Below are 24,425 nucleotides of genomic sequence, written 5' to 3'. Positions count from 1 at the left end.
GATGTTGAAACGAATGTAGTGATCAGAGCTGCCAGTCAACCTAAAAGTTCGATTTATTCAACAAAGCCCCTGCTGGTACCCAAGGCAGCGGAACCTGAAAAAGAGAAGGTGTATTTATTTGAATTCGAATATGAGCACGATATCAAGCAGGTCGGTAATAACCGCTAAGGATATATTGTATGACAACGCGAGAACGTATTTTCCAGCTGATGGAACGGTCAGGCTACACCTAGCGCAAGGTAGCCGATAAAACCGGATTAAGCGGCGCCACCATTTCACAATATTTAAAGGGGGTTTACAACGGCAATATTGATAACGTCGAGGGCACGTTACGGGATTTTCTTGACCGCGAGACAGAGCGCGCCCACCGGCGGGACATCAAGGTACATTTTGTGCCGACCCATCTGGCGAGGGTGGTGCTGGACCTGATTAGTGCCACGCACGACTTCGGCGATATCGGCGTGATATACGGCCCGGCAGGCATGGGAAAAAGCATGGTGCTGAAGGAGTATGTGCGCGCCAACAGCGCCAATAAAGGCGTCATCTTGATTGAAGCCGACCCCGGCTATACCGCCAAGGTGTTATTGCAGGCGCTGTGCGCCCGGCTGGGTCTGCGAAAAACTGGCAATATTCATGAGCTGGTCGAGGAGTGCGTACAGGGGCTGCGCGACAAGCACTGGCTGGTACTGGTTGATGAGGCTGAGCTGCTGCCCTACCGGGCGCTTGAGGTCCTGCGGCGTATTCACGACCGTTCCGGGGTGGCCATTGTATTGGCGGGGATGCCGCGTTTGCTGCTTAACCTGAAAGGCTCTCGCGGGGAATACGCCCAGCTCTATAGCCGGGTGGGTATGGCGTTAGACCTGGAATCTCGTAAGAAAGAAAGTGAAGCTAAGGATTTCAGCGCCATTCTGGGCAGCCTGTTATCGAACGGTGAGGACTCGAGGGAGCCGCTTGCGCCGGAGATTGCCGCCGCCTTTCGCAAACATTCACGGGGCAATTATCGCCGCTTGTTTAAACTGGCGCGCGGAGTGGCCCGGACAAGCGCTATTGGCAATCAGGGGATTTCTGTGACGTTAATCGACCGTTATGCAGAAATGCTAATTCATTGAAGGAGGAAAGTATGTCAGTCCATCATAAAGCGGCATCGACCAACACTCATCTTATCGCCGCGATGACGCAGGCAGGAGCCGTTATTCATTATTTGACGATAAGAGGCGTGAGTGTAAAAAGCGTGATATTGCATAATTGCAAACTCGTTATCCGTATTGAACACCATCCGTTCTGTGAGCAGTTATTAAAACAGGGGCAGGCGGATTATATCACCGTGGGCAAAACGCAGAGCCTGTTTAGAAATTTGTGTATTTGCCTGATTTTGATATGTTCAATCCAACATCAAAAACAGGTTAATTTATGGACGAAAAACAGTTGCAGGCTCTGGCTAACGAACTGGCCAAAAATCTCAAAACCCCTGAAGATCTCAGTCACTTCGATCGGCGGCTGAAAAAAATTAGCGTCGAAGCAGCTCTCAATGCCGAAATGACCCATCACCTCGGCTACGATAAAAATCAGCCTAAACCGGGGATCAACGCCCGCAACGGCTATTCCACAAAAACCGTTACCACTGGCGATGGCCCGCTGGCGCTGCGTACTCCGCGCGATCGTGACGGTTCCTTTGAACCGCAACTGGTGAAGAAGAACCAGACCCGGATTACCGGGATGGATAACCAGATTTTATCGTTGTACGCCAAAGGGATGACCACCCGCGAGATCGCCGCCGCGTTCAAAGAGCTGTATGACGCCGATGTCTCGCCGGCGCTGGTCTCAAAGGTCACCGATGCGGTCATGGAGCAGGTTGTCGAATGGCAAAACCGGCCTCTGGATGCAGTCTATCCCATTGTTTATCTTGACTGTATCGTTCTAAAAGTCCGGCAGGACAGCCGCATCATCAACAAATCTGTGTTCCTGGCGCTGGGCATCAACATCGAAGGCCAGAAAGAGTTGCTAGGTATGTGGCTGGCCGAAAATGAAGGCGCAAAGTTCTGGCTGAACGTGCTGACAGAGCTGAAAAACCGCGGCCTGAACGATATCCTTATCGCCTGCGTAGACGGGCTGAAAGGTTTCCCTGACGCTATTAACGCGGTGTATCCGGAGGCGCGGCTCCAGCTGTGTATCGTGCATATGGTGCGCAACAGCCTGCGGTTCGTCTCCTGGAAGGACTACAAGGCCGTCACCCGCGACCTGAAAGCTATCTATCAGGCCCCTCGGAAGAAGCCGGCTTGCAGGCGCTGGAAGCGTTCTCCAGTGCCTGGGACATCCGCTACCCGCTTTGTTGAATAAATCCGAAATTTGTGACGACTTCCTCCCTATCAGGGCGATTGTTACATGATGCGGACGCTGTTTGGCATTCCTAACAACGTGATCCGGTTAAGCGCTTTGACCATTGCCATAGCCTCACCTACCTGCGCGTCATAGTCATGCAGACTCAGATGACCACCCAGAAGTATTTTAAACCGGAACATGGCCGTTTCAGCCAGTGAACGCCGGTGATAACCTACTTTCTTTTTCCAGGTATCGTTATTGCCGCTCAGATGCTGATTTGCCACCGCATGGTTACGCTCATGGTATCGAGCTGGCCAATATTGCGCACCACTTCGCGGTGGGATAAGCGGCTTTATTTTTTTCCTCAGCAGAGCATCATGACAGTAACGCGTATCGTAAGCACTGTCAGCCGACGCTTCCCTGATTTTCCGGTGGGTTTGGTTAATCAGCCCGGGCAGCGCCTGCGCATCTGTCGTACCGCTTAGCGATAAATCGGCACAGATAATTTCATGTGTCGCGCTATCTACTGCCAGATGAAGCTTGCGCCATACTCTGCGCCTCTCAGCCCCATGCTGCCTGACTTTCCATTCGCCTTCGCCGAAGATTTTCAGGCCGGTGCCATCGATGACCAGGTGTGAGATTTCGCCGCGGGTTGGCGTTTTTATGCTGATGTCGACGGTTTTTGCTCGCCGGCTGACCAGAGAGTAATCTGGGCAGCGCAGCGACAGCCCCATCAGTTTAAAAATCGAGTCAACGAAACCCTGTAACGCCCGGAGCGAAAGGTTAAACACGCGCTTTATCATCAGAACCGTGGTAATGGCCATATCGGTGTAGTGAAGCGGCCGGCCACGATGTTCAGGTGGTGTACTCTCAGTCCATGCAGCAATGGCTGACTCATCAAGCCATACTGTCAGGTCCCCCCGCTGCCTGAGCGCATTGTTATATGCGGGCCAGTTGGTGATTTTAAACTTTTGCTTTGCCATGGGGACCTGATGTTGAAACGAATGTAGTGATCAGAGCCGCCAGTCACCTAAAAGTTCGATTTATTCAACAAAGCCTCCGCTACCCGCAAATAAGTCGAAGCTGGCAGGCAAACTGGGCCAATCTGGCCACGTTCTTTGCCTACCCAACGGACATCCGCAAGGTGATCTACACGACCAACGCCATCGAGTCGTTAAACAGCGTGATCCGGCATGCCATCAAAAAGCGCAAGGTGCTCCCGACCGACGACGCAGTGAAAAAGGTGGTGTGGCTGGCGATACAGGCGGCCTCACAGAAATGGACAATGCCTTTGAGGGACTGGCGCATGGCAATGAGCCGCTTTATTATCGAGTTCGGTGACCGCCTGGACGGTCACTTCTGAGAAAAGGCATTTACACAGAATCGTGTACAGGGTCAATAAAATATATTACTTTGTACAAGAAAGTTATTATATTTCAACCGTATACCAAGTGTACCAAGTGAAAAACATAGGCTTCCGGTTTTCGATAAATCCAACGCTAAATATAATCGCACTAATCTATTTATGAAAAAATAATAAGCATTAAAAATAAATATATTGATCTCATTTTTTTTCATGAATCACTTTCTCCCTCCGAATATCCCAAAGACTTCTATTTTTTGGCTTGATACACTTGGTACAGCCTGGTACACGATTGAAAAATAAGCATTTTATCGATAACAATCTCGCTTTTTTGATTGTTATTTAACCAAATCGAGAATATCGCTTGTAATTCTATAAACCCAACGTTTACCTACTCCGGGTAAGACCCTGTACACGATTCTGTGTAAATGCCTTTTCTCAGAAGTGACCGTCCAGGCGGTCACCGAACTCGATAATAAAGCGGCTCATTGCCATGCGCCAGTCCCTCAAAGGCATTGTCCATTTCTGTGAGGCCGCCTGTATCGCCAGCCACACCACCTTTTTCACTGCGTCGTCGGTCGGGAGCACCTTGCGCTTTTTGATGGCATGCCGGATCACGCTGTTTAACGACTCGATGGCGTTGGTCGTGTAGATCACCTTGCGGATGTCCGTTGGGTAGGCAAAGAACGTGGCCAGATTGGCCCAGTTTGCCTGCCAGCTTCGACTTATTTGCGGGTAGCGGATGTCCCAGGCACTGGAGAACGCTTCCAGCGCCTGCAAGCCGGCTTCTTCCGTAGGGGCCTGATAGATAGCTTTCAGGTCGCGGGTGACGGCCTTGTAGTCCTTCCAGGAGACGAACCGCAGGCTGTTGCGCACCATATGTACGATACACAGCTGGAGCCGCGCCTCCGGATACACCGCGTTAATAGCGTCAGGGAAACCTTTCAGCCCGTCTACGCAGGCGATAAGGATATCGTTCAGGCCGCGGTTTTTCAGCTCTGTCAGCACGTTCAGCCAGAACTTTGCGCCTTCATTTTCGGCCAGCCACATACCTAGCAACTCTTTCTGGCCTTCGATGTTGATGCCCAGCGCCAGGAACACAGATTTGTTGATGATGCGGCTGTCCTGCCGGACTTTTAGAACGATACAGTCAAGATAAACAATGGGATAGACTGCATCCAGAGGCCGGTTTTGCCATTCGACAACCTGCTCCATGACCGCATCGGTAACCTTTGAGACCAGCGCCGGCGAGACATCGGCGTCATACAGCTCTTTGAACGCGGCGGCGATCTCGCGGGTGGTCATCCCTTTGGCGTACAACGATAAAATCTGGTTATCCATCCCGGTAATCCGGGTCTGGTTCTTCTTCACCAGTTGCGGTTCAAAGGAACCGTCACGATCGCGCGGAGTACGCAGCGCCAGCGGGCCATCGCCAGTGGTAACGGTTTTTGTGGAATAGCCGTTGCGGGCGTTGATCCCCGGTTTAGGCTGATTTTTATCGTAGCCGAGGTGATGGGTCATTTCGGCATTGAGAGCTGCTTCGACGCTGATTTTTTTCAGCAGCCGATCGAAGTGACTGAGATCTTCAGGGGTTTTGAGATTTTTGGCCAGTTCGTTAGCCAGAGCCTGCAACTGTTTTTCGTCCATAAATTAACCTGTTTTTGATGTTGGATTGAACATATCAAAATCAGGCAAATACACAAATTTCTAAACAGGCTCCGTCATTACCCATGTTGAATGCCCTCTCTGCTTATCCGATGCAGCGCACCATTTACCAGTGAGGCCAGTATTTCCTCTTTTGGCAAGCCAGAACGTATGCCTTCCTCATATTCCTCAATAAGCTTGCAGTCCGCTTCAAATTGCGCTTGGCGAATATCATCTTTAAGAAGCCAGCACTCTGTATTGGCCTGATTTTCCATGCGGACAATGCGTTTTTCCAGTTTTTCAATTTCTTCGATAAGGCCCGTTTCCCGGCGGGCGAGTAGTTCGGTGAGTAAACCATTCATGTTTTACCTCGATAGCGTTAATGTGAGTTGGAAAAGCGGCGTAGATTGCGTTGCTCTAAAGTCATGCCTAATTTATCGGCTTTACGCTGAGCCTCATAAGCATTAAAAATGATTGCTCCGTCCGGGAACTGCTATGCAGGGCTTTGTTGAATAAATCGAACTTTTAGGTGACTGGCGGCTCTGATCACTACATTCGTTTCAACATCAGGTACCCATGGCAAAGCAAAAGTTTAAAATCACCAACTGGCCCGCATATAACAATGCGCTCAGGCAGCGGGGGGACCTGACAGTATGGCTTGATGAGTCAGCCATTGCTGCATGGACTGAGAGTACACCACCTGAACATCGTGGCCGGCTGCTTCACTACACCGATATGGCCATTACCACGGTTCTGATGATAAAGCGCGTGTTTAACCTTTCGCTCCGGGCGTTACAGGGTTTCGTTGACTCGATTTTTAAACTGATGGGGCTGTCGCTGCGCTGCCCAGATTACTCTCTGGTCAGCCGGCGAGCAAAAACCGTCGACATCAGCATAAAAACGCCAACCCGCGGCGAAATCTCACACCTGGTCATCGATGGCACCGGCCTGAAAGTCTTCGGCGAAGGCGAATGGAAAGTCAGGCAGCATGGGGCTGAGAGGCGCAGAGTATGGCGCAAGCTTCATCTGGCAGTAGATAGCGTGACACATGAAATTATCTGTGCCGATTTATCGCTAAGCGGTACGACAGATGCGCAGGCGCTGCCCGGGCTGATTAACCAAACCCACCGGAAAATCAGGGAAGCGTCGGCTGACAGTGCTTACGATACGCGTTACTGTCATGATGCTCTGCTGAGGAAAAAAATAAAGCCGCTTATCCCACCGCGAAGTGGTGCGCAATATTGGCCAGCTCGATACCATGAGCGTAACCATGCGGTGGCAAATCAGCATCTGAGCGGCAATAACGATACCTGGAAAAAGAAAGTAGGTTATCACCGGCGTTCACTGGCTGAAACGGCCATGTTCCGGTTTAAAACACTTCTGGGTGGTCATCTGAGTCTGCATGACTATGACGCGCAGGTAGGTGAGGCTATGGCAATGGTCAAAGCGCTTAACCGGATCACGCTGTGTAGGAATGCCAAACAACGTCCGCATCATGTAACAATCGCCCTGATAGGGAGGAAGTCGTCACAAATTTCGAATTTATTCAACAAAGCGCTGTGTACCTTAAAAATTAAAGGCGCAGATGCTTTACAGGAGATCTTCGATGGGATACGCTTTGTGTCGAGATCTCATGAAAGCAAATGAAACCTGTTTTCAATTCGGCCCTGGTAGGACCCTGTACACGATTCTGTGTAAATGCCTTTTCTCAGAAGTGACCGTCCAGGCGGTCGCCGAACTCGATAATAAAGCGGCTCATTGCCATGCGCCAGTCCCTCAAAGGCATTGTCCATTTCTGTGAGGCCGCCTGTATCGCCAGCCAAACCACCTTTTTCACTGCGTCGTCGGTCGGGAACACCTTGCGCTTTTTGATGGCATGCCGGATCACGCTGTTTAACGACTCGATGGCGTTGGTCGTGTAGATCACCTTGCGGATGTCCGTTGGGTAGGCAAAGAACGTGGCCAGATTGGCCCAGTTTGCCTGTCAGCTTTGACTTATTTGTGGGTAGCGGATGTCCCAGGCACTGGAGAACGCTTCCAGCGCCTGCAAGCCGGCTTCTTCCGTAGGGGCCTGATAGATAGCTTTCAGGTCGCGGGTGACGGCCTTGTAGTCCTTCCAGGAGACGAACCGCAGGCTGTTGCGCACCATATGCACGATACACAGCTGGAGCCGCGCTTCCGGATACACCGCGTTAATAGCGTCAGGGAAGCCTTTCAGCCCGTCTACGCAGGCGATAAGGATATCGTTCAGGCCGCGGTTTTTCAGCTCTGTCAGCACGTTCAGCCAGAACTTTGCGCCTTCATTTTCGGCCAGCCACATACCTAGCAACTCTTTCTGGCCTTCGATGTTGATGCCCAGCGCCAGGAACACAGATTTGTTGATGATGCGGCTGTCCTGCCGGACTTTTAGAACGATACAGTCAAGATAAACAATGGGATAGACTGCATCCAGAGGCCGGTTTTTCCATTCGACAACCTGCTCCATGACCGCATCGGTGACCTTTGAGACCAGCGCCGGCGAGACATCGGCGTCATACAGCTCTTTGAACGCGGCGGCGATCTCGCGGGTGGTCATCCCTTTGGCGTACAACGATAAAATCTGGTTATCCATCCCGGTAATCCGGGTCTGGTTCTTCTTCACCAGTTGCGGTTCAAAGGAACCGTCACGATCGCGTGGAGTACGCAGCGCCAGCGGGCCATCGCCAGTGGTAACGGTTTTTGTGGAATAGCCGTTGCGGGCGTTGGTCCCCGGTTTAGGCTGATTTTTATCGTAGCCGAGGTGATGGGTCATTTCGGCATTGAGAGCTGCTTCGACGCTAATTTTTTTCAGCAGCCGATCGAAGTGACTGAGATCTTCAGGGGTTTTGAGATTTTTGGCCAGTTCGTTAGCCAGAGCCTGCAACTGTTTTTCGTCCATAAATTAACCTGTTTTTGATGTTGGATTGAACATATCAAAATCAGGCAAATACACAAATTTCTAAACAGGCTCGGGCAGGGGGCATTACCGTCATCATGCTGGAATACGAACCATTTTAGATCATTGCCTTTGCCGAGTATCAGGCGATGCTCGAAGCGCTGTCCCACTATATCAACACCGTAAAATTCAGTTCTCATATCCCCACCGGCATAGGGATTATACCACGAACCCGCTGAACGCTGCTCTCCGCCACTTTTCCCTTTTCCATCAAAATGCAGCGTACCCGTGAGACTACCACCCGTTTTGGCAATATAATTTCCCAAGGCGGACTTATCGGCTTTAGTGTTCAGCGCTGTCTGGTCAGCTTTTTTATCAAAGTTCAGATTTATCGGCTTTGCCGTCCAGTGCGGCCTTGTCAGCCTTACCGTCCAGCGCAACTTTATCGGCTTTTTTCTCTAGCTTTGATTTATCCACCTTGCTCGCAACATCCGCCGTCAGCTTTTTGAACGAGCTCAGCGTGACCTGCGTACCGTCCGGCGCTTCCGGCGTCACCTCACCCTCGCCGGTCATGATGTGTTGCCAGCCGTCCATCTGGCGCTGATAATAGCGAAGCTGGGCCGAGAGCACACGCCCGAAGTCCACGTACGAGCCGCCGTTGTAGGTCACGATGGCGTAGGACGCTTCCTTGGCGGCTTTGGGTGGTCCGGATACCAGAAGCAGCTCCGTGTCGTTCACCACGCTGGCAATTTCATACAACGCCACCGTGCCTGTGCCGGGCAGCAGCAACATCTGCCCAGCCCCAATGCCCTGTTTGTTGTCCGCCCAGCGGGTGCCGTGACCCGTGGCTTTTTTACTGTTGGCCGCTATCGACAGCGTACCGGTCTTGTACCATGCCATGTTGGGGGCTCCGTAAATGCATTATTGAAGATTGTTTTTAACGATCGATAGGCGTCATTCGATCGTTGTTACCGCTGTATTTTGTTGTGGCGTCGTCGGTGTGATAGTTTTGTTGCGACTCATCTCATTAAAAAAGGGATATATCATCATGGATAAAATGCGCGTTTTAAAATCATTATTAATCTTATCAGTTGTTTCTTCTCCCGTTGCGTATGCCGCCAAGGGTGACCAGACCCTTTCCATCGGCTACGCCCAGATGAACTCTGACCCGACCAAAGCGGCCTACTCCGCCAATAAGGCTGAATACGAGTCGCGTTTAAAAGCAACCAACAATGTCTTCTCCCAACATGCCGACAGCGACAAGCAGCCTCAGGGCATGTTTATTCGTTATCGTTACGAGCTGAACGATACCTGGGGGGTGATGGGAGCTATAACCTATGCCGTCGGTGATATGGACAATCATTTTTTATCGGGTGAAAAAGCTAAAAATAAAAAGGACGCGAATAAAATAGAAAGACGATTTAGCAACAGGGTCAAAACGGATTATGTCTCTCTGCTGGCCGGTCCTACTGTTAGGGCCAACGAATGGGTCAGTGCTTTTGGTTTGCTGGGTGTCGCCCTGCACTCCGTTGAAAACTCCATGTACGAAACCGATAAATCAAGCGTTCCGCCAAAGCAGGTTTCCCGAAACAAAAAAACCAGCAACACCTCGCTGGCTTACGCATTGGGATTACAGTTTAATGTCTACGAGGGGCTGGTTATTGATGCAGCCTGGGCAGGCTCGGGTAGCGGCGACTGGAAATCCAGCGGCTTTAATCTCGGTGTCGGCTATAAATTCTAAAAATAGTCCGATGCCCATAAGACCGGCAAGGGTTTATTGGCATAAATAATCGTCGTGCCGTCTGGTGTGAATTTACCAACGTCGTGCAAAAAAGGACCGAGCCCGCCTGGATACCGACCCTGTACACGATTCTGTGTAAATGCCTTTTCTCAGAAGTGATCGTCCAGGCGGTCACCGAACTCGATAATAAAGCGGCTCATTGCCAAGCGCCAGTCCCTCAAAGGCATTGTCCATTTCTGTGAGGCCGCCTGTATCGCCAGCCACACCAGCTTTTTCACTGCGTCGTCGGTCGGGAACACCTTGCGCTTTTTGATGGCATGCCGGATCACGCTGTTTAACGACTCGGTGGCGTTGGTCGTGTAGATCACCTTGCGGATGTCCGTTGGGTAGGCAAAGAACGTGGCCAGATTGGCCCAGTTTGCCTGCCAGCTTCGACTTATTTGCGGGTAGCGGATGTCCCAGGCACTGGAGAACGTTTCCAGCGCCTGCAAGCCGGCTTCTTCCGTAGGGGCCTGATAGATAGCTTTCAGGTCGCGGATGACGGCCTTGTAGTCCTTCCAGGAGACGAACCGCAGGCTGTTGCGCACCATATGTACGATACACAGCTGGAGCCGCGCCTCCGGATACACCGCGTTAATAGCGTCAGGGAAACCTTTCAGCCCGTCTACGCAGGCGATAAGGATATCGTTCAGACCGCGGTTTTTCAGCTCTGTCAGCACATTCAGCCAGAACTTTGCGCCTTCATTTTCGGCCAGCCACATACCTAGCAACTCTTTCTGGCCTTCGATGTTGATGCCCAGCGCCAGGAACACAGATTTGTTAATGATGCGGCTGTCTTGCCGGGATTTTAGAACGATACAGTCAAGATAAACAATGGGATAGACTGCATCCAGAGGCCGGTTTTGCCATTCGACAACCTGCTCCATGACCGCATCGGTGACCTTTGAGACCAGCGCCGGCGAGACATCGGCGTCATACAGCTCTTTGAACGCGGCAGCGATCTCGCGGGTGGTCATCCCTTTGGCGTACAACGATAAAATCTGGTTATCCATCCCGGTAATCCGGGTCTGGTTCTTCTTCACCAGTTGCGGTTCAAAGGAACCGTCACGATCGCGCGGAGTACGCAGCGCCAGCGGTAACGGTTTTTGTGGAATAGCCGTTGCGGGCGTTGGTCCCCGGTTTAGGCTGATTTTTATCGTAGCCGAGGTGATGGGTCATTTCGGCATTGAGAGCTGCTTCGACGCTGATTTTTTTCAGCAGCCGATCGAAGTGACTGAGATCTTCAGGGGTTTTGAGATTTTTGGCCAGTTCGTTAGCCAGAGCCTGCAACTGTTTTTCGTCCATAAATTAACCTGTTTTTGATGTTGGATTGAACATATCAAAATCAAGCAAATACACAAATTTCTAAACAGGCTCGCTAACGAGGATATATTGCTAAAGAAATTTCATCACCGCTGTTGCAGCACTGATAGTCACCACAATGACCCCGCCGAGTTTTAGCAGCAATCCAGTAGCGATATTTTCAACATCCTTACGAAGCAACGATATCTGAGCGTCGCTCTTCGCATCGACTTTTTCAAAGAGAGCAATTGTGTCTTTACGAAGCAAGTTGATTTGTGCATCGGATTTATCAAAGCGTATCTGTATCTCTGCGGATAGGTCCTTACGGACATCGGCTATCTCTGCGGATAGGTCCTTACGGACATCGGCTATCTCTGCGGATAGGTCCTTACGAACATCGGCTATATCACGCTTTACCTCAGCGATATCAGCTTTTGTAGCCACATCCGCCACCTCATGAGACTTGCGTACAACGAGCGAAATCGCCCGTGCCTGCTCTCTAGAGATGCCAGCGGTTTCAAGCTCTTCTGACGCCTGCAATGTATCAAATGCAACTTGGCCCATTGGGAAATCCTCCTGTTTAGGCCAAGTGTAGCGTATCCACAACATCAACGGAAGGAGTTACACACATGGACCACAACCAAACCATCCCTACGCCAACGGGCCTCGAACAATGGCAGCCACATATCTACGAATTAAATATCTCACGGGATGGCAAAGGCCATATCGTGCTGGAGTTCGCCGAAATGGGTGTTGCCATCGTTCGCTATGTCCTCACACCGAAGTTGCGCAATCACCTTGTGAATACTTTGATGCAGGCGTAATCCCACGCCGAACCCAGTCATTCTGCCTCGGGATCGCGCCGGGGCTCTTCATTATCGTTTTAACCAACGAGGTATATCTGCATGCAAAATTTAACCATTGCACAAACATTACCCATGTCCAGCCGTGAGATTGCGGAGCTGACCGGTAAGCGTCACGACCATGTTTTAAGGGACTGTCGAAAGATGCTTGAAGCGCTCAATATTCAATCTCCCCAAATCTGGGGAGATTACCAAGACTCATCAGGACGCATTTACCAAGAGGCTTTACTTGACCAGGACCTAACGATGACACTCGTCATGGGGTACAGCATTGAGATTCGCCATAAAGTTGCCAAGCGCTGGCGTGAACTGGAAAAACAGTTAGCCATCCCCGCCGACCCAATTCAGATGCTCAACGACCCGGCAGCCATGCGCGGCATCCTGCTTACCTACACCGAAAAGGTTATCGCCCTCGAAAACAAAGTTGAGGAGATAGCACCGGACGTGAAAGCCCTGCACCGCATCGCCAAATCTGACGGTGGCATGTGCATCACCAACGCCGCCAAGGAGTTGCAGGTACGCCCCAAAGACCTGTTCGCCTTCCTCCGTGAGCGTGGCTGGATTTATCGCCGTGTGGGTGCCAAGAACTGGATGGCCTACCAGAGCAAAATCCAGTCCGGCCACCTTGAGCATAAAATCTCGATTGTTCCCTGCGACGATGGCACCGACAAAATCCGCGAACAGGTGCTGGTGACGCCAAAGGGTCTGGCGAAACTCTCTCAAACCTTCTGCCTCGAACCGGCATAACCCATCAACCTCAAGAAGGATAAACACCATGACCAAAATCACCGCCTACAAAGGCTTTAACGCCGACCTGACTTGCCGTGATTATCAGTTCGAGATCGGGAAAACCTACCATCACGACGGCGCGGTAAAAGTTTGCGACTCCGGTTTTCACGCCTGCGAATATCCGCTCGATGTCTTCAGCTACTACGAGCCAGCCAATCACCGTTTTGCCGAGGTTGAGGTATCCGGCGATATCGTCCATGAAGAAGAGGGCAACAAACTGGCCAGTAGCATAATCACCATCAAAGAGGAGCTGTCCCTCCACAAAATGGTTGGCCGCGCCGTCGAGTGCATAGCGAGTAAAATTAATAAGTCCACAGAACAGACGATCATTGAAGGCTACCAGTCAGCCGCCACCAACACCGGCGACCGGTCAGCCGCAGACGTTAGCGGCTTCGGATCGGTTGCCGCGTCTCTCGGCGCGCAGGGTAAGGCCAAAGCCTCTGAGGGCAGCGCAATCGTACTGTGCTGCCGCAATAGTGAGGGCGACATTATCCAAATCCGCGCAAGCAAGGTGGGTGATAACGGCGTGAAATCGGATACCTGGTATGTGCTTAATGCAAACGGCGCGTTTGAAGAGGCCGATGATTGATCGCCCCAACATGCGAAATATAAAAGGAATTTACCCATGTTTAAAACATTCTGGACACTGAAGATTATCAACGCGCTGTTCATTATTTCATGCGTCGCCTGTCTGGCGCTGGCCCTTGCATCGTTCAGCGGTACAGCAGCGCCCTATATGCAAGTCACCGACGGTATATTGGCATTACTGACACTGCTCGGCGTCAGGCTGACGTTTGAATGTATTGCTGTGCAATGTGTACAGGCTGAAACATTGAAGAAGATTCTCAGTAAACTGGATAAGGAGCATGAAACCTAAAATACCCATCGGGGTAAGAGAGCGGGCGAAGCGATTTGAACGCCTGTACCGTGAAGGGTTTATCCACGCGAGACGTATCCGACGAACAGGCTTTGTTGAATAAATCGAACTTTTAGGTGACTGGCGGCTCTGATCACTACATTCGTTTCAACATCAGGTCCCCATGGCAAAGCAAAAGTTTAAAATCACCAACTGGCCCGCATATAACAATGCGCTCAGGCAGCGGGGGGACCTGACAGTATGGCTTGATGAGTCAGCCATTGCTGCATGGACTGAGAGTACACCACCTGAACATCGTGGCCGGCCGCTTCACTACACCGATATGGCCATTACCACGGTTCTGATGATAAAGCGCGTGTTTAACCTTTCGCTCCGGGCGTTACAGGGTTTCGTTGACTCGATTTTTAAACTGATGGGGCTGTCGCTGCGCTGCCCAGATTACTCTCTGGTCAGCCGGCGAGCAAAAACCGTCGACATCAGCATAAAAACGCCAACCCGCGGCGAAATCTCACACCTGGTCATCGATGGCACCGGCCTGAAAATCTTCGGCGAAGGCGAATGGAAAGTCAGGCAGCATGGGGCTGAGAGGCGCAGAGTATGGCGCAAGCTTCATCTGGCAGTAGATAGCGCGACACATGAAATTATCTGTGCCGATTTATCGCTAAGCGGTACGACAGATGCGCAGGCGCTGCCCGGGCTGATTAACCAAACCCACCGGAAAATCAGGGAAGCGTCGGCTGACAGTGCTTACGATACGCGTTACTGTCATGATGCTCTGCTGAGGAAAAAAATAAAGCCGCTTATCCCACCGCGAAGTGGTGCGCAATATTGGCCAGCTCGATACCATGAGCGTAACCATGCGGTGGCAAATCAGCATCTGAGCGGCAATAACGATACCTGGAAAAAGAAAGTAGGTTATCACCGGCGTTCACTGGCTGAAACGGCCATGTTCCGGTTTAAAATACTTCTGGGTGGTCATCTGAGTCTGCATGACTATGACGCGCAGGTAGGTGAGGCTATGGCAATGGTCAAAGCGCTTAACCGGATCACGTTGTTAGGAATGCCAAACAGCGTCCGCATCATGTAACAATCGCCCTGATAGGGAGGAAGTCGTCAAAAATTTCGGATTTATTCAACAAAGCGATCATTGTGTACAAATTTATACAACGGCACTTCAACCAAATGCTTATTATCATCCAGATTGGGGTCGCCGTAGCCGTTAAGCAGCCACTCCGGCCGCACCCGAAGCGCTTCCGCAATGCTAATAAGATGCTTGTGTGGGCGAGCAATATAGCCGGATAATAAATTAGACATATAACCATTAGATACGCCGATTATTCGTGCCAGTTCGGCGGCGTTAAATCCGCGGGCAAAAAGGGCTTCTTTTAAGCGTTCATTAAATTGTTCCGTCATAAATAGGACTACCGATTAAACAGTTTCTAGTAATAATGTTATTAGGCGAAGATATTATCCCCTGCCATACCCTTGACAGTTTCAAAAAGTTTCATTAATTTCATCGGGCTTTATCGCTTCAATGGCCATATTGCTGTCGTAAACGATAACATTCAGGTGCGAGTAATTAAATAAATAAAATTACATAAATACTAATTTGCATATTTAATAATAAGGGTTAATTGATCTTGAAGCGATAGTCAATCACCGTGATTATTCTATTAAACGAGCGACAACTTTCAATCAATTATTTTAATGGTGCTGTCCGGTGCGCCCACCAGCGTGGCGGAAACGCATTTTACCCGCGCGACGGTGGGCCCCGCTGCCCGCTCGCGCTCCGGCCTGTTATTACGGTCCCATTGTGACATTTCAGGAGTAAGCTGCCATGGCGATTGCAACCGATTTTGACTTTGTTAGCCGCTGTACTTTTTGGTCAGCCCACTTGCGCGCTGGCGAGGGTAACATCCTGCGTCTGGCGACGCTGGCGCATGCACGGCGCAGGACGCGGTGCCGATCCGGGTCGCCGCCGGCAGGCGAGCGTTTGCCGCTACGCCGCCGCTTTGCGCGGACATACGGGCCCTGGGGATAAACGGACCGCTGGACGTGCGGTAGCGTAAGCGCGGGGAGGTTTGCGATGGATAAGCGATTACCGGCGCTGATTGACCTGATGGGCGCCAGTAAAGTGCGCTTTTTTTTTACCCCCGACGGGATTTTAGTGGTGAGAGGCCACCTGGATTTGCGCGGCAGCGGTATCTCTCTGCTGCCGGATCGTCTGGTGGTCGCCGGCTCTTTGCTGCTGACCGGCTGTCCACTTGGGGAACTGCCCGCCATGCTCAGCGTGGGGGAGGTGCTGGATTTAAAAGATACCTCGATAACGGTATTGCCGCCGGGGTTGACCGTCTGGGGGCCGTTGTTTCTCGAAAATACGCCGCTGTCCACGCTGCCCGCCGGGCTAAAGGTCAACGGTTATCTCAATATTTGCGGTACCGCGATAACCCACCTGCCGCCGGATTTACAGTTAAGCGGCCCGCTGCTGCTGGATGCGCAGCGTATTCGCAGCCCGCTGGCCTGGCGCCGCGTGACGCTGCCGGCGTGCCAGCCGGGGGAGGGTGAAGAGTGGTGCGCGGCGGGAGAAGAGATCCAACTGATCATTTTCTCCGTGCGTTTGGCCGGCGAGATCAAAATTTCCGCCGGCGGTTTTTACGGCAGTCCGGCGGCGCTGGCCCGCAGCGGTATCGGCGCGCCGCTGCTGCCGGCGGCGCAGGACTGTCTGCGTGAGTTGACGGGGCGAAAGGCCACGGCATCCTCCTGATTGCACCCCGGTGAAAACGGTTATACTGGTGCCTACTCATGGTTAACAAAGGTGCTGGATGTTGGATCTGTCAGCGGGGAACACGCTTAATTTTTCTGAAATCGTTTACGCCGGGCAGCTTGACGGTCAGGGTGGGGTGATCCCGATTGAGGATCACGCGATCGCGGAGTGCGGTGGGACCTGCTGGCTCCATTTGGACGTGGAGCACCAGGGCAGCGCCGAGTGGCTCAGCCGTTCGCCCCTGATCCCCGATCCCGTGCGCGAAGCCCTGGCCGGCAGCAGCACCCGTCCGCGCGTTACCCGCCTGGGTGAAGGCGCGCTGGTGGTGCTGCGCAGCATCAATTTCGCCAACGAGTCCCACGCCGACGAGCTGATTGTGCTGCGCATCTACATCACCGGCCGGTTGATAGTCACCACGCGCCGCCAGCCGATTCAGGCGGTGGAGGAGATATTCGACGATTTGCAGAAAAAGCAGGGGCCGGAGGATAGCGGCAGCTGGCTGATGGCGATGAGCGACGTGCTTACCGACCATACCAGCGAATTCATCGAAGATCTGCATGACAAGATTATCGCCCTGGAGAACGATCTGCTGGATCAACAGATTCCGCCCCGTGGCCAGCTATCCCATTTACGTAAGCAGCTTATTGTCCTACGGCGTTATATGACGCCGCCGCGCGACGTGTTTTCGCGTTTGGCCAGCGAGCATCTCCCCTGGATGACGGACGATGATCGCCGGCACATGCAGGACATTGCCGATCGTTTGGGCCGCGGGTTGGACGACATCGACGGCGCCATCGCCCGCACGGCGGTGGTCGCCGATGAGATCAATTCGCTGATGGCGGAAGCCATTAATCGATGCAGCTATACCATGTCGCTTATGGCAATGATATTTTTACCGACCACGTTTCTGACCGGCCTGTTCGGCGTGAATTTAGGCGGCATTCCGGGCAATAGCGAACGCTACGGCTTTGCGCTGTTTTGCCTGGTGTTAGTGATAGTGATCGCCGGCGTTGCGTGGTGGTTAAAACAGCGTAGATGGTTGTAACCGCGGGGGCGCCGTATGCGGACGCTGCGTCTTTTTGTCCCTAAAATTAAGCAATATCAATAATAGTGTCCGCAATATGAGGCATGATCACTTTCGCAGGTGAATGCAACGTCAAGCGATGGGCGTTGCGCTCCATATTGTCTTATTTCCTTTTTTGAATTATTGCATAGCATATTTAATTCAGATGATGCCGGGTGAATAGCCCGGCATTTTTTTATCCCTGCTGCCCCCCATGAGAGCCAAAGGCGATAATGGCGACCGGCGCGGCCAAACCCCGCTTGTTCTGACGCGTAATGCTTACTACGCTTTAACAAAGCACGTCGTGAAGGCCATGGCGGCAGGCCGGCGCACATCGGCCATAAACGCCACGCCACGCGTAATGGCGTGTCAACCCGGTAACGCCTATCAGAGAGGGGAAGCATTATGATGACCGAGTCCCGCGCTGCTTGCAGCTCAGCAGTCCGCTACCAAATGAGCATTCCGACCGATCCGATACCCAACGATCCGATTCCCACCGATCCCCGAGCCGCCGCTGGAGCCGCCCTATAATCCCGATCCGCACCCGATTAATGATCCGCCGCCGCATCTGCTATGAAGCTGTCAGCGAGGGTAAAGCGCCGTGAAAATCGCGCCGTACCGCATTAGGCACGACAAAGCGAGACCGGGCGGGGTGTGCGCCGGCATAGAGGCTGTCAGCCTGCGCTGGCGCTGAGAATTCGGCAGCGGGCGGTTTATCCGGCTTCGCCAGCGCCGCTTGCGCGTTCACCGCGAAAGCGCCGGGCCCGTTAGCGCAGCTCCACGATGTCCAGTCGGCCGTCAGGAACCGACGGTGTGTCGTCCTCCAGTAGGTCTTGCCAGCCCGCGGGCTGTAGGGGAAACGTTTCGCGATCGAAGGCGATATCGCCGCCGCCCACCACGGGGCTGCCCTGCGTCAGGCCCTTGAAATCGAATAATTGCGTGTCGCTAAGATGTGACGGCACCACGTTTTGCATGGCGCGGAACAGCGTCTCGCTCCGCCCCGGGTAGCGTTTGTCCCAGTCACGCAACATATCGCCGATGACCTGGCGCTGGAGATTGGGCTGCGAACCGCACAGGTTGCAGGGAATAATCGGAAATTGGCGCGCCTGCGCGAAGCGGGCAATGTCCTTTTCGCGGCAGTAGGCCAGGGGTCGGATGACGATATGCTTGCCGTCGTCGCTCATAAGCTTGGGCGGCATCCCTTTGAGTTTGCTGCCGTAAAACATATTCAGAAACAGGGTTTGCAGAATATCGTCGCGATGGTGGCCGAGCGCGATGCGCGTCGCACCCAATTCCGTGGCGGTGCGGTAAAGAATGCCCCGGCGCAGGCGTGAGCAGAGCGAGCACGTGGTTTTACCCTCGGGAATTTTGTCCTTGACGATACGGTAGGTATCTTCGGTGACGATATGATATTCGACGCCCTGTGACGCGAGATACTCGGGCAGCACATGCGCCGGGAAGCCGGGTTGTTTCTGGTCCAGATTGACGGCAACCAGGGAAAAATTGACCGGCGCGCTTTGCTGCAAATTGCTCAGGATTTCGAGCAGGGTGTAGCTGTCCTTGCCCCCGGACAGGCAGACCATGACGCGATCCCCTTCCTCAATCATGGCGTAATCGGCAATCGCCTGGCCTACGTGGCGCCGCAGGCGTTTTTGAAGTTTATTAATGTTGTATTGCTGCTTTTGCATGACCACGGCGTTCTCAGCCTTCCTCATAACGTGATGACGTTGCGCGCGCCAGAGGTTTTCCCGGGGCGGCATTACCGGCGTATGGTACGGATTGTACGCGATAATGCCAGCATCGACAGACAAAAAATGCAGCCGCCGGCGGTTTTACCCGCTTTCTCGCGGCTGCCAATCAAGGCGTCCTATTTCTCTCGCCCTGGTGGGATGGGGCGCAGCGAAGGGGGGTATGTGCATTGCTGTCTCGCCGCCAGACCGCGCGCGACCCGTTTCTCGCGCTATCCGGGTTGGGGATTAACGGCGACTCAGCAATTCCTTGCCCGCTTAAATCGGCTAAAACTGCAATTTCGCTGCCGCAGAGATATTTCGCCCCTTCCACTTAATCGCTATGGTAGTAAAACGGATCCCCCCTGGGATGCCGTTCAGGGGCGGGGCGTATCAGGCAACGCGGCGGGATGACGCTCAGGGCGGGGCGCATCGCGTAACAGAGCGGGATGACGTTTAGGAGAGCGACTTATTCGAGCCAACGCGGAGGGGGGACGACTATGTTCAGAGCAATGACTCATCCATCGGATCGTGCAGGTGCAGGATCTGCACCTGCCGAAGGTGCTAAAACCACGGCCAGGATGATATTAAGCCGCACCGTTCCTGACGCCTCGAGCAAACCGCATAAAGCCAAGTGGCAAAAGGCCAAATGGTGGGTGTTGAAAAATCTCATGGCGGCCAGTAACCGACATATTGGCGCGTTGGATCTCCCCCATCTTATCATGAGTGATATGACCCTGCCGCGAAGATTAAATCTCACCGGTGCGAATCTGCGTAAAAGCGAATTTAACCGGGTCACTATGACGGCCGTGCTATTGTGCCAGAGCGATCTAAGCCACGCGAATCTCACCAGCTGTAACATGCGGTGGGCCAAATTGCGCCACGCAACGCTGTATCGCGCACGGTTGGACAAGGTCCTGTTACGTCGAGCGGATTTACAGCATGCCGATTTAAATCAAGCGCAACTGAACCATGCCGTATTGGATTTCGCCAAGCTACATAATGCCAACTTCAAACTCACCAGCTTCTACCGCGCCAAGTTGCGGCATGTCGATCTCAGCGACGCCTACCTCAGATATGCCAATCTGCGCAATGCGGATTTGCGCACTACCCACTTTCGTGGCACCTGTTTGCGCAACGCCAATCTGAGCGGCGCGCATATTTCTCCTGGCGGCATGTGCAATATGAATTTCCAAGGGGCCATTATTGAAGGGGACCTCAAACTGGATCTATCAGCCGGATGGAGTCAAAAAAACGCCCTCGATAATTATCTTAATCCAAGCAATTACGCCAAAGGCGGTGGCGTCTTGCAGGCCATTGACAGTATCAGCCCGGTTTATCAGCCGCTGAAAATCACGTTAATGCGGCAGATAATGGTTTCACTACAGCAAACCGACCTTTCCCTGGCCACCGTCGCCCCCGCGCTATTAGATAAACTGTCCAGCGCGCCTTATTATGATGAATTGGATATTGCCCGCTGGTCACAGGAAATCGGCTCGCGCTTTATCAGCATCTTCGACACGAAAATTATGCGCCGGCAACAAGAAGAGGTGCTGCGCGTCATACTCGACACCTTCAGCCGTTACCCGGAGAGTATGGTTATCCATAGCGCCGCCTTTATCCAGACGATTGCCCAGGCCATCTATGCTCGTCGCGCGTCGGCGACGGTGCAGCAGGCGAAAACGCTGTATGCGCGTTATCTCACCCATCGCCGGATAGCACCTTATGCCTTGAAGGAGGAATTTGGTGATCGTGCGAAACATGCACCCAACTGGCAGGATAAAAGCGCGGCCAATTATGTTTTCCTCGCCGGCAAACGCTCCGCCTACGCCCTGTTGTTATCGCAGGAGGGGCTTGAAAGCTTACTCGGTAGCGATCATAGCGCTGCGGACTGCCGGCATTATTACCTTTACCGCGATGGCGTCCCCGTGAACCGGCAGGAGTATTGCTGGGAAACCTTGCGCCAAGAGCGCTTTCCGCTGTTCCAGTCGGGTTATCTGCGCCGGCTTAGCGAAAAACATATTATTGAGGTCTTGGCCCGCTTAAATCTGAGTGCCGCCACCCAGCAGTTGTTTGTGGAAACGACGAAACAGGCGTACTCAAACATTAAACTGGTGAGTCCTGAGAAGCAGTTGCTGATGCACGGCTTATGGGCGAACAGGGTTTATCGGTTCGACACCGACGGCAACTGTACGCTTGATGAGGGTTTTTATGCACGGCTGATGCAGTTGGCGCTGTTGGTTGACCGTTCACCTGCTGAGCGGGCGCAGGTGACGTTTTGCCTAGCCGCGCTCTTTGCCAAATGTGCCTCGAACAGCCTATTCGGGACCGAGGATGATTCGCCTTATGCATTACGTAGTCTCGCCTGCGCCTTCTTGGATCGGGCCTGTACGCTGCTGAGCCGCATCGCTCACGCCGCACGCGACTTCACCGTCTGGAAAAACGCTTTGCTTGGCCGCCAAGGTGAAGCCACCTGCGCCTCCGTCGTGGCCAGTGAGATGTTAGGCTACGGGACGACGCATTTTCCAGAGGTATTAAAGCAGGTCATGCCGGTCGAGTGGCGCTAGCGCCACAGGTGGCGAAAGGCTTGGTACAGGCTTTGCCGTCATTATCTCAGCCGCGGCGCGTGTCGCCGCGCACTGGGCAGTAGCCGCCTCGACGGCAGGGGCCAGGAGCCGCAAAGGGTACCCATGACGCAGGCGATGGCCTGCCTCGATGCGCTAGCGCGCAAGTGCTGAAAATAGGGCTTTACGCGCGTGCGGCCGCGGCGGCACGAGGTGCGTTAGCACCCTCGCGGGCGGTTTTGGCAAGGATAGTCTCTGTGTCTAACCAGGCGTTGAACCGATCGGCATGCGCCGTCACAAACTCGGTCAACACACGTTTATAAGCGCCGCCATGGTCCGGCTTCCCGAGCGCTATTGCTAATGCGCTCCTGATATCTTTGGTCTCGGGGGTGCTCGCGAGATATTTAAACACATAGTAAGGCCAAACGTACAGCCTGTCGCTGTGCCCGTCGGCGGAATAGGCGTCGATATCAACAATTTGCGATAAACTGGGGCGCTGGCCGTCAGGATCGCGTCGCAATGCCGCCGCGGCATAAGCCTCACCCTGACCGGAGAGATATTGTGCTACGCCCTCTTGCCAAAAGGTCACCCATTCTGAGGGGAGATAGGCGCTGTTGCCATAGGTAATGTATTTACTATCGAGAAAATGCACAAACTCATGGCAAAGATTAAGAATTTTTCTTTCCTGGTAATACACATATAGGCTTGGCTGATTGTGAGGACTGCTCGGTTCGCCTTTGACGAAGAGTCCACCGTTATTAGTGTTAATGCGGTAAGGATAATTACCATAACATACGTATTGCTTTCTCTCTTTGAAGACAACCATCCGCAGCGGTTTAGAGACATAATCCATCACCGTTTTTTTGCCAAACAGCGCAACAAATTTTGCGACTGTTTTTTCGAGTTCCCTACCAATCTCATCGCGTTCACAAGGAGAGAGCGCGAGCTGCGATTGCAGCTCGCCGCCGGTTGATAATGGGGTTTTGTGCGGGACAAGGGTACGGTGATTAAGCGGCTTGAACAGCCCGTGAAAGTAGTGACGAGATAATTCAGTCGGGTTTTGCCCGGTATCCGCCACATATTTCGCCAGCACCACGCGAATCTCTTCTCTCAGCGGGCTCTTTTCTCCCAAATCCTTATAAGCCTTAAGCCAGTGGGTAAGTTGTCGGTTAAGCGGCTTGAGTAACGAACCTTGGTCATGCATATGGCTGTACTTTATTACTCTGACGCCAATGGCGGTATAAGCATCCATCGCGCGACGCAAATGATCCAAAGCATAGACATCTGATCCTGTTGCGGCAAATTCCAGTGATGCTCGGATCGTTTGCTTGATAACGCTCTTGAGCTGCTTTTGCTTGGTATATAAAAATTGATCATCGCGGCTGTGTGGGGGCACACTGTTTATGAGATCGCAAAGTGCAATAAAGCAGTTGCTGGAGGCATAATCACTCATGCGTTGGAACTGTGTGCAGGTCAGGAATTGCGTCATCAACATGCGCAGATTTTTATAATTTTTTTTGACGTTGTCGCCGGGGTCGGGTGATTTCGTACCATGATTCCCAACGCTTGCAGCCAGGTTTTCGCCAATATCAGCAGCGGCGGGTCGACTAGGTCAGCGCCTGTTTCGCGGGCGCCCGGATCCGCTGAGATAAGCTCCGTTTTCCTGGCCGTCAGGCAATCCCCTAATCTTGATAACGCCATGGAATCGGCTTGGCGGGCGTCTTCACGTTCGCCGGCGAAGGCGTTGGGGAGCGTGACACGTTGATAATCACTTTCGATATATTTGGTCAACAGGCGCAGATCGGCGATGTCCGCGTCAAATAGCCTGCCTGTACCGAGTCGATCATTCATTTCCTGCACCGCATAGCGAAGTTTTTGAGGGCTATGGCCAAAGCTGGTTTTCAAGAACGGGTCGTAGTCGCTGTGCAGATCCTTCATCAATTGTTTCCTGCCGGTGAGAATGATTGCGCGCTGTTGCGCGGTTTTTGCCACCGCGGTTTCGTTTACGGAGGGAAAAGCCCATTTACGGAGGGAAAAGCCCATTGCCGGGGAGTGTTCACGGGCAGCGCCCCGCTGTGGGTAACTTGTTCGGGTACGGTCGCAAGGCGCGTTAACTGCGCCAGTTTTTGCGAGCGTGAGGAGACAGAAGAGTCCGTCGCCGAAGGGGAGATCGATTTCTTGACAGAAAGGGCGGTTATTCGTTCCTGAATTGGCATTCATTTTCCTTGATATTTAACAGTGATCCGAAAACATTTGGCCCGTGCCGTCGCCGGTTGGCGCGGCCTTAGCGCCACACCTGCCATGGTGGGTATCGTTTGCATGCCGGAGGGAAAGGTAGCGATCTGTTGTCCGAACAATCTTACTAACATAACGGTCGGTTTCCTTATTCATAAGAGATAGAGTTACTCTTGCCGTGCGGATGCAGTCTGGATAGGAGCAGTGAGATCTCTTAGTGC

General features: G+C 52.8%; 22 protein-coding genes and 5 pseudogenes. 15 read left to right on the top strand and 12 right to left on the bottom strand.

The features are described 5' to 3' along the window. Positions 1 to 18 precede the first annotated feature (18 nt). From SOPEG_RS28320 to SOPEG_RS13245, 3 genes and pseudogenes are all read left to right on the top strand, one after another. The gene (locus SOPEG_RS28320) at positions 19 to 168 is read left to right on the top strand and encodes a hypothetical protein (protein WP_158382404.1); all 150 of its coding nucleotides are present in this window, start codon (positions 19 to 21) and stop codon (positions 166 to 168) included. Between the two features lie 245 nt (positions 169 to 413). Beyond that, entirely contained in the window at positions 414 to 1,109 is a 696-nt protein-coding gene (locus tag SOPEG_RS13250) for an AAA family ATPase (protein WP_417903416.1), read from the top strand. A 301-nt stretch (positions 1,110 to 1,410) separates the two neighbouring features. After that, positions 1,411 to 2,324 (top strand): annotated as a pseudogene (locus SOPEG_RS13245) (IS256-like element ISSoEn2 family transposase); the annotation flags it as partial. A 54-nt stretch (positions 2,325 to 2,378) separates the two neighbouring features. On the opposite strand, the gene SOPEG_RS13240 reads toward SOPEG_RS13245, so the two are convergent. Continuing rightward, positions 2,379 to 3,302, bottom strand: coding sequence for an IS5-like element ISSoEn1 family transposase (locus SOPEG_RS13240; RefSeq protein ID WP_025243834.1), 924 nt, complete (start codon positions 3,300 to 3,302; stop codon positions 2,379 to 2,381). Between the two features lie 77 nt (positions 3,303 to 3,379). Here SOPEG_RS13240 and SOPEG_RS13235 point away from each other — a divergent pair. Further along, positions 3,380 to 3,682, top strand: a pseudogene (locus SOPEG_RS13235) (transposase); the annotation flags it as partial. A gap of 438 nt (positions 3,683 to 4,120) precedes the next feature. Here SOPEG_RS13235 and SOPEG_RS13230 read toward each other — a convergent pair. Together SOPEG_RS13230 and SOPEG_RS13225 are read right to left on the bottom strand one after the other, a co-directional pair. Then, positions 4,121 to 5,329 (bottom strand): IS256-like element ISSoEn2 family transposase, encoded by a 1,209-nt coding sequence (locus SOPEG_RS13230; protein WP_025245706.1) that lies wholly within the window; start codon positions 5,327 to 5,329, stop codon positions 4,121 to 4,123. A gap of 77 nt (positions 5,330 to 5,406) precedes the next feature. Beyond that, positions 5,407 to 5,688: a hypothetical protein gene (locus tag SOPEG_RS13225; RefSeq protein WP_025245705.1), complete on the bottom strand. Its 282-nt coding sequence runs from the start codon at positions 5,686 to 5,688 to the stop codon at positions 5,407 to 5,409. A 214-nt stretch (positions 5,689 to 5,902) separates the two neighbouring features. On the opposite strand from SOPEG_RS13225, the pseudogene SOPEG_RS13220 reads away from it, so the two are divergent. Continuing rightward, positions 5,903 to 6,827, top strand: a pseudogene (locus SOPEG_RS13220) (IS5 family transposase). 207 nt (positions 6,828 to 7,034) lie between these two features. Here SOPEG_RS13220 and SOPEG_RS13210 read toward each other — a convergent pair. The 3 genes and pseudogenes from SOPEG_RS13210 to SOPEG_RS28315 all read right to left on the bottom strand — a co-directional run bounded on the left by SOPEG_RS13210 (position 7,035) and on the right by SOPEG_RS28315 (position 9,140). Next, positions 7,035 to 8,243: pseudogene (locus tag SOPEG_RS13210) on the bottom strand (IS256-like element ISSoEn2 family transposase). After that, the gene (locus tag SOPEG_RS27615; RefSeq protein WP_148297081.1) at positions 8,153 to 8,680 is read right to left on the bottom strand and encodes a hypothetical protein; all 528 of its coding nucleotides are present in this window, start codon (positions 8,678 to 8,680) and stop codon (positions 8,153 to 8,155) included. Before SOPEG_RS27615 ends, SOPEG_RS13210 begins: the two are co-directional and overlap by 91 nt. Next, positions 8,616 to 9,140 (bottom strand): hypothetical protein, encoded by a 525-nt coding sequence (locus SOPEG_RS28315; protein WP_025245703.1) that lies wholly within the window; start codon positions 9,138 to 9,140, stop codon positions 8,616 to 8,618. Before SOPEG_RS28315 ends, SOPEG_RS27615 begins: the two co-directional genes overlap by 65 nt. Before the next feature lie 148 nt (positions 9,141 to 9,288). Between SOPEG_RS28315 and SOPEG_RS13200 the strand changes: the two genes are divergently transcribed. Further along, positions 9,289 to 9,981: an Ail/Lom family outer membrane beta-barrel protein gene (locus tag SOPEG_RS13200; RefSeq protein ID WP_025245702.1), complete on the top strand. Its 693-nt coding sequence runs from the start codon at positions 9,289 to 9,291 to the stop codon at positions 9,979 to 9,981. A 149-nt stretch (positions 9,982 to 10,130) separates the two neighbouring features. On the opposite strand, the pseudogene SOPEG_RS13195 reads toward SOPEG_RS13200, so the two are convergent. Together SOPEG_RS13195 and SOPEG_RS13185 are read right to left on the bottom strand one after the other, a co-directional pair. Then, positions 10,131 to 11,325: pseudogene (locus SOPEG_RS13195) on the bottom strand (IS256 family transposase). 90 nt (positions 11,326 to 11,415) lie between these two features. Beyond that, positions 11,416 to 11,886, bottom strand: a complete 471-nt coding sequence (locus tag SOPEG_RS13185) for a CCDC90 family protein (protein ID WP_025245701.1) — start codon at positions 11,884 to 11,886, stop codon at positions 11,416 to 11,418. Between the two features lie 65 nt (positions 11,887 to 11,951). Here SOPEG_RS13185 and SOPEG_RS13180 point away from each other — a divergent pair, with 65 nt between their 5' ends. The 5 genes from SOPEG_RS13180 (at position 11,952) to SOPEG_RS13160 (ending at position 14,938) form a co-directional block, all read left to right on the top strand. Next, positions 11,952 to 12,146 (top strand): hypothetical protein, encoded by a 195-nt coding sequence (locus tag SOPEG_RS13180; RefSeq protein WP_025245700.1) that lies wholly within the window; start codon positions 11,952 to 11,954, stop codon positions 12,144 to 12,146. A gap of 81 nt (positions 12,147 to 12,227) precedes the next feature. Continuing rightward, positions 12,228 to 12,932 (top strand): phage antirepressor KilAC domain-containing protein, encoded by a 705-nt coding sequence (locus tag SOPEG_RS13175; RefSeq protein WP_025245699.1) that lies wholly within the window; start codon positions 12,228 to 12,230, stop codon positions 12,930 to 12,932. 28 nt (positions 12,933 to 12,960) lie between these two features. Further along, positions 12,961 to 13,563: a DUF7666 domain-containing protein gene (locus tag SOPEG_RS13170; RefSeq protein WP_025245698.1), complete on the top strand. Its 603-nt coding sequence runs from the start codon at positions 12,961 to 12,963 to the stop codon at positions 13,561 to 13,563. A 36-nt stretch (positions 13,564 to 13,599) separates the two neighbouring features. Further along, positions 13,600 to 13,851 (top strand): hypothetical protein, encoded by a 252-nt coding sequence (locus SOPEG_RS13165; RefSeq protein WP_025245697.1) that lies wholly within the window; start codon positions 13,600 to 13,602, stop codon positions 13,849 to 13,851. A 163-nt stretch (positions 13,852 to 14,014) separates the two neighbouring features. Further along, positions 14,015 to 14,938, top strand: coding sequence for an IS5-like element ISSoEn1 family transposase (locus tag SOPEG_RS13160; RefSeq protein ID WP_025243834.1), 924 nt, complete (start codon positions 14,015 to 14,017; stop codon positions 14,936 to 14,938). Between the two features lie 41 nt (positions 14,939 to 14,979). Here the strand turns inward: SOPEG_RS13160 and SOPEG_RS13155 are convergent, their stop codons facing one another. Further along, a complete protein-coding gene (locus tag SOPEG_RS13155) occupies positions 14,980 to 15,264 on the bottom strand; it encodes a helix-turn-helix domain-containing protein (protein ID WP_025245696.1) in 285 nt (94 codons plus the stop codon). A gap of 673 nt (positions 15,265 to 15,937) precedes the next feature. Between SOPEG_RS13155 and SOPEG_RS23070 the strand changes: the two genes are divergently transcribed. Together SOPEG_RS23070 and zntB are read left to right on the top strand one after the other, a co-directional pair. Beyond that, positions 15,938 to 16,615 carry a leucine-rich repeat domain-containing protein gene (locus SOPEG_RS23070; RefSeq protein ID WP_025245695.1) on the top strand — a complete coding sequence of 226 codons (678 nt, stop codon included), beginning with the start codon at positions 15,938 to 15,940 and terminating at the stop codon, positions 16,613 to 16,615. Between the two features lie 61 nt (positions 16,616 to 16,676). Next, the gene (zntB, locus tag SOPEG_RS13145) at positions 16,677 to 17,660 is read left to right on the top strand and encodes a zinc transporter ZntB (protein ID WP_025245694.1); all 984 of its coding nucleotides are present in this window, start codon (positions 16,677 to 16,679) and stop codon (positions 17,658 to 17,660) included. Positions 17,661 to 18,445: 785 nt separating this feature from the next. On the opposite strand, the gene ttcA is transcribed toward zntB, so the two are convergent. Continuing rightward, entirely contained in the window at positions 18,446 to 19,366 is a 921-nt protein-coding gene (gene ttcA, locus SOPEG_RS13140; RefSeq protein ID WP_148297077.1) for a tRNA 2-thiocytidine(32) synthetase TtcA, read from the bottom strand. On the opposite strand from ttcA, the gene SOPEG_RS27595 reads away from it, so the two are divergent. Both SOPEG_RS27595 and SOPEG_RS13135 read left to right on the top strand, forming a co-directional pair. Continuing rightward, a complete protein-coding gene (locus SOPEG_RS27595; RefSeq protein WP_148297076.1) occupies positions 19,331 to 19,819 on the top strand; it encodes a hypothetical protein in 489 nt (162 codons plus the stop codon). The genes ttcA and SOPEG_RS27595 overlap by 36 nt on opposite strands. 86 nt (positions 19,820 to 19,905) lie before the next feature. Then, positions 19,906 to 21,972, top strand: a complete 2,067-nt coding sequence (locus SOPEG_RS13135) for a pentapeptide repeat-containing protein (RefSeq protein WP_158382402.1) — start codon at positions 19,906 to 19,908, stop codon at positions 21,970 to 21,972. 181 nt (positions 21,973 to 22,153) lie between these two features. Here the strand turns inward: SOPEG_RS13135 and SOPEG_RS13130 are convergent, their stop codons facing one another. Beyond that, positions 22,154 to 23,458 (bottom strand): collagenase, encoded by a 1,305-nt coding sequence (locus SOPEG_RS13130; RefSeq protein WP_025245691.1) that lies wholly within the window; start codon positions 23,456 to 23,458, stop codon positions 22,154 to 22,156. Then, positions 23,458 to 23,961, bottom strand: a complete 504-nt coding sequence (locus SOPEG_RS13125; RefSeq protein WP_148297075.1) for a hypothetical protein — start codon at positions 23,959 to 23,961, stop codon at positions 23,458 to 23,460. The genes SOPEG_RS13130 and SOPEG_RS13125 overlap by 1 nt, the downstream gene beginning before the upstream one ends. Positions 23,962 to 24,425 lie beyond the last annotated feature (464 nt).

It is taken from the genome of Candidatus Sodalis pierantonius str. SOPE, from assembly GCF_000517405.1.
GTDB lineage: Bacteria > Pseudomonadota > Gammaproteobacteria > Enterobacterales > Enterobacteriaceae > Sodalis_C > Sodalis_C pierantonii.
The sequence above is the reverse complement of the archived record's forward strand: the minus strand, read 5'-3'. Positions and strand labels throughout refer to the sequence as shown.

Coding starts and splice junctions, on each gene's coding strand:
- SOPEG_RS13170 (WP_025245698.1), top strand. CDS start 12,961: ATGACCAAAATCACCGCCTACAAAGGCTTTAACGCCGACCTGACTTGC.
- SOPEG_RS13135 (WP_158382402.1), top strand. CDS start 19,906: ATGTTCAGAGCAATGACTCATCCATCGGATCGTGCAGGTGCAGGATCT.
- SOPEG_RS13180 (WP_025245700.1), top strand. CDS start 11,952: ATGGACCACAACCAAACCATCCCTACGCCAACGGGCCTCGAACAATGG.
- SOPEG_RS13130 (WP_025245691.1), bottom strand. CDS start 23,458: ATGACGCAATTCCTGACCTGCACACAGTTCCAACGCATGAGTGATTAT.
- SOPEG_RS13225 (WP_025245705.1), bottom strand. CDS start 5,688: ATGAATGGTTTACTCACCGAACTACTCGCCCGCCGGGAAACGGGCCTT.
- SOPEG_RS28315 (WP_025245703.1), bottom strand. CDS start 9,140: ATGGCATGGTACAAGACCGGTACGCTGTCGATAGCGGCCAACAGTAAA.
- SOPEG_RS13175 (WP_025245699.1), top strand. CDS start 12,228: ATGCAAAATTTAACCATTGCACAAACATTACCCATGTCCAGCCGTGAG.
- SOPEG_RS13230 (WP_025245706.1), bottom strand. CDS start 5,329: ATGGACGAAAAACAGTTGCAGGCTCTGGCTAACGAACTGGCCAAAAAT.
- SOPEG_RS23070 (WP_025245695.1), top strand. CDS start 15,938: ATGGATAAGCGATTACCGGCGCTGATTGACCTGATGGGCGCCAGTAAA.
- ttcA (WP_148297077.1), bottom strand. CDS start 19,366: ATGCAAAAGCAGCAATACAACATTAATAAACTTCAAAAACGCCTGCGG.
- SOPEG_RS13165 (WP_025245697.1), top strand. CDS start 13,600: ATGTTTAAAACATTCTGGACACTGAAGATTATCAACGCGCTGTTCATT.
- SOPEG_RS13185 (WP_025245701.1), bottom strand. CDS start 11,886: ATGGGCCAAGTTGCATTTGATACATTGCAGGCGTCAGAAGAGCTTGAA.
- SOPEG_RS13155 (WP_025245696.1), bottom strand. CDS start 15,264: ATGACGGAACAATTTAATGAACGCTTAAAAGAAGCCCTTTTTGCCCGC.
- SOPEG_RS13240 (WP_025243834.1), bottom strand. CDS start 3,302: ATGGCAAAGCAAAAGTTTAAAATCACCAACTGGCCCGCATATAACAAT.
- SOPEG_RS13160 (WP_025243834.1), top strand. CDS start 14,015: ATGGCAAAGCAAAAGTTTAAAATCACCAACTGGCCCGCATATAACAAT.
- SOPEG_RS13200 (WP_025245702.1), top strand. CDS start 9,289: ATGGATAAAATGCGCGTTTTAAAATCATTATTAATCTTATCAGTTGTT.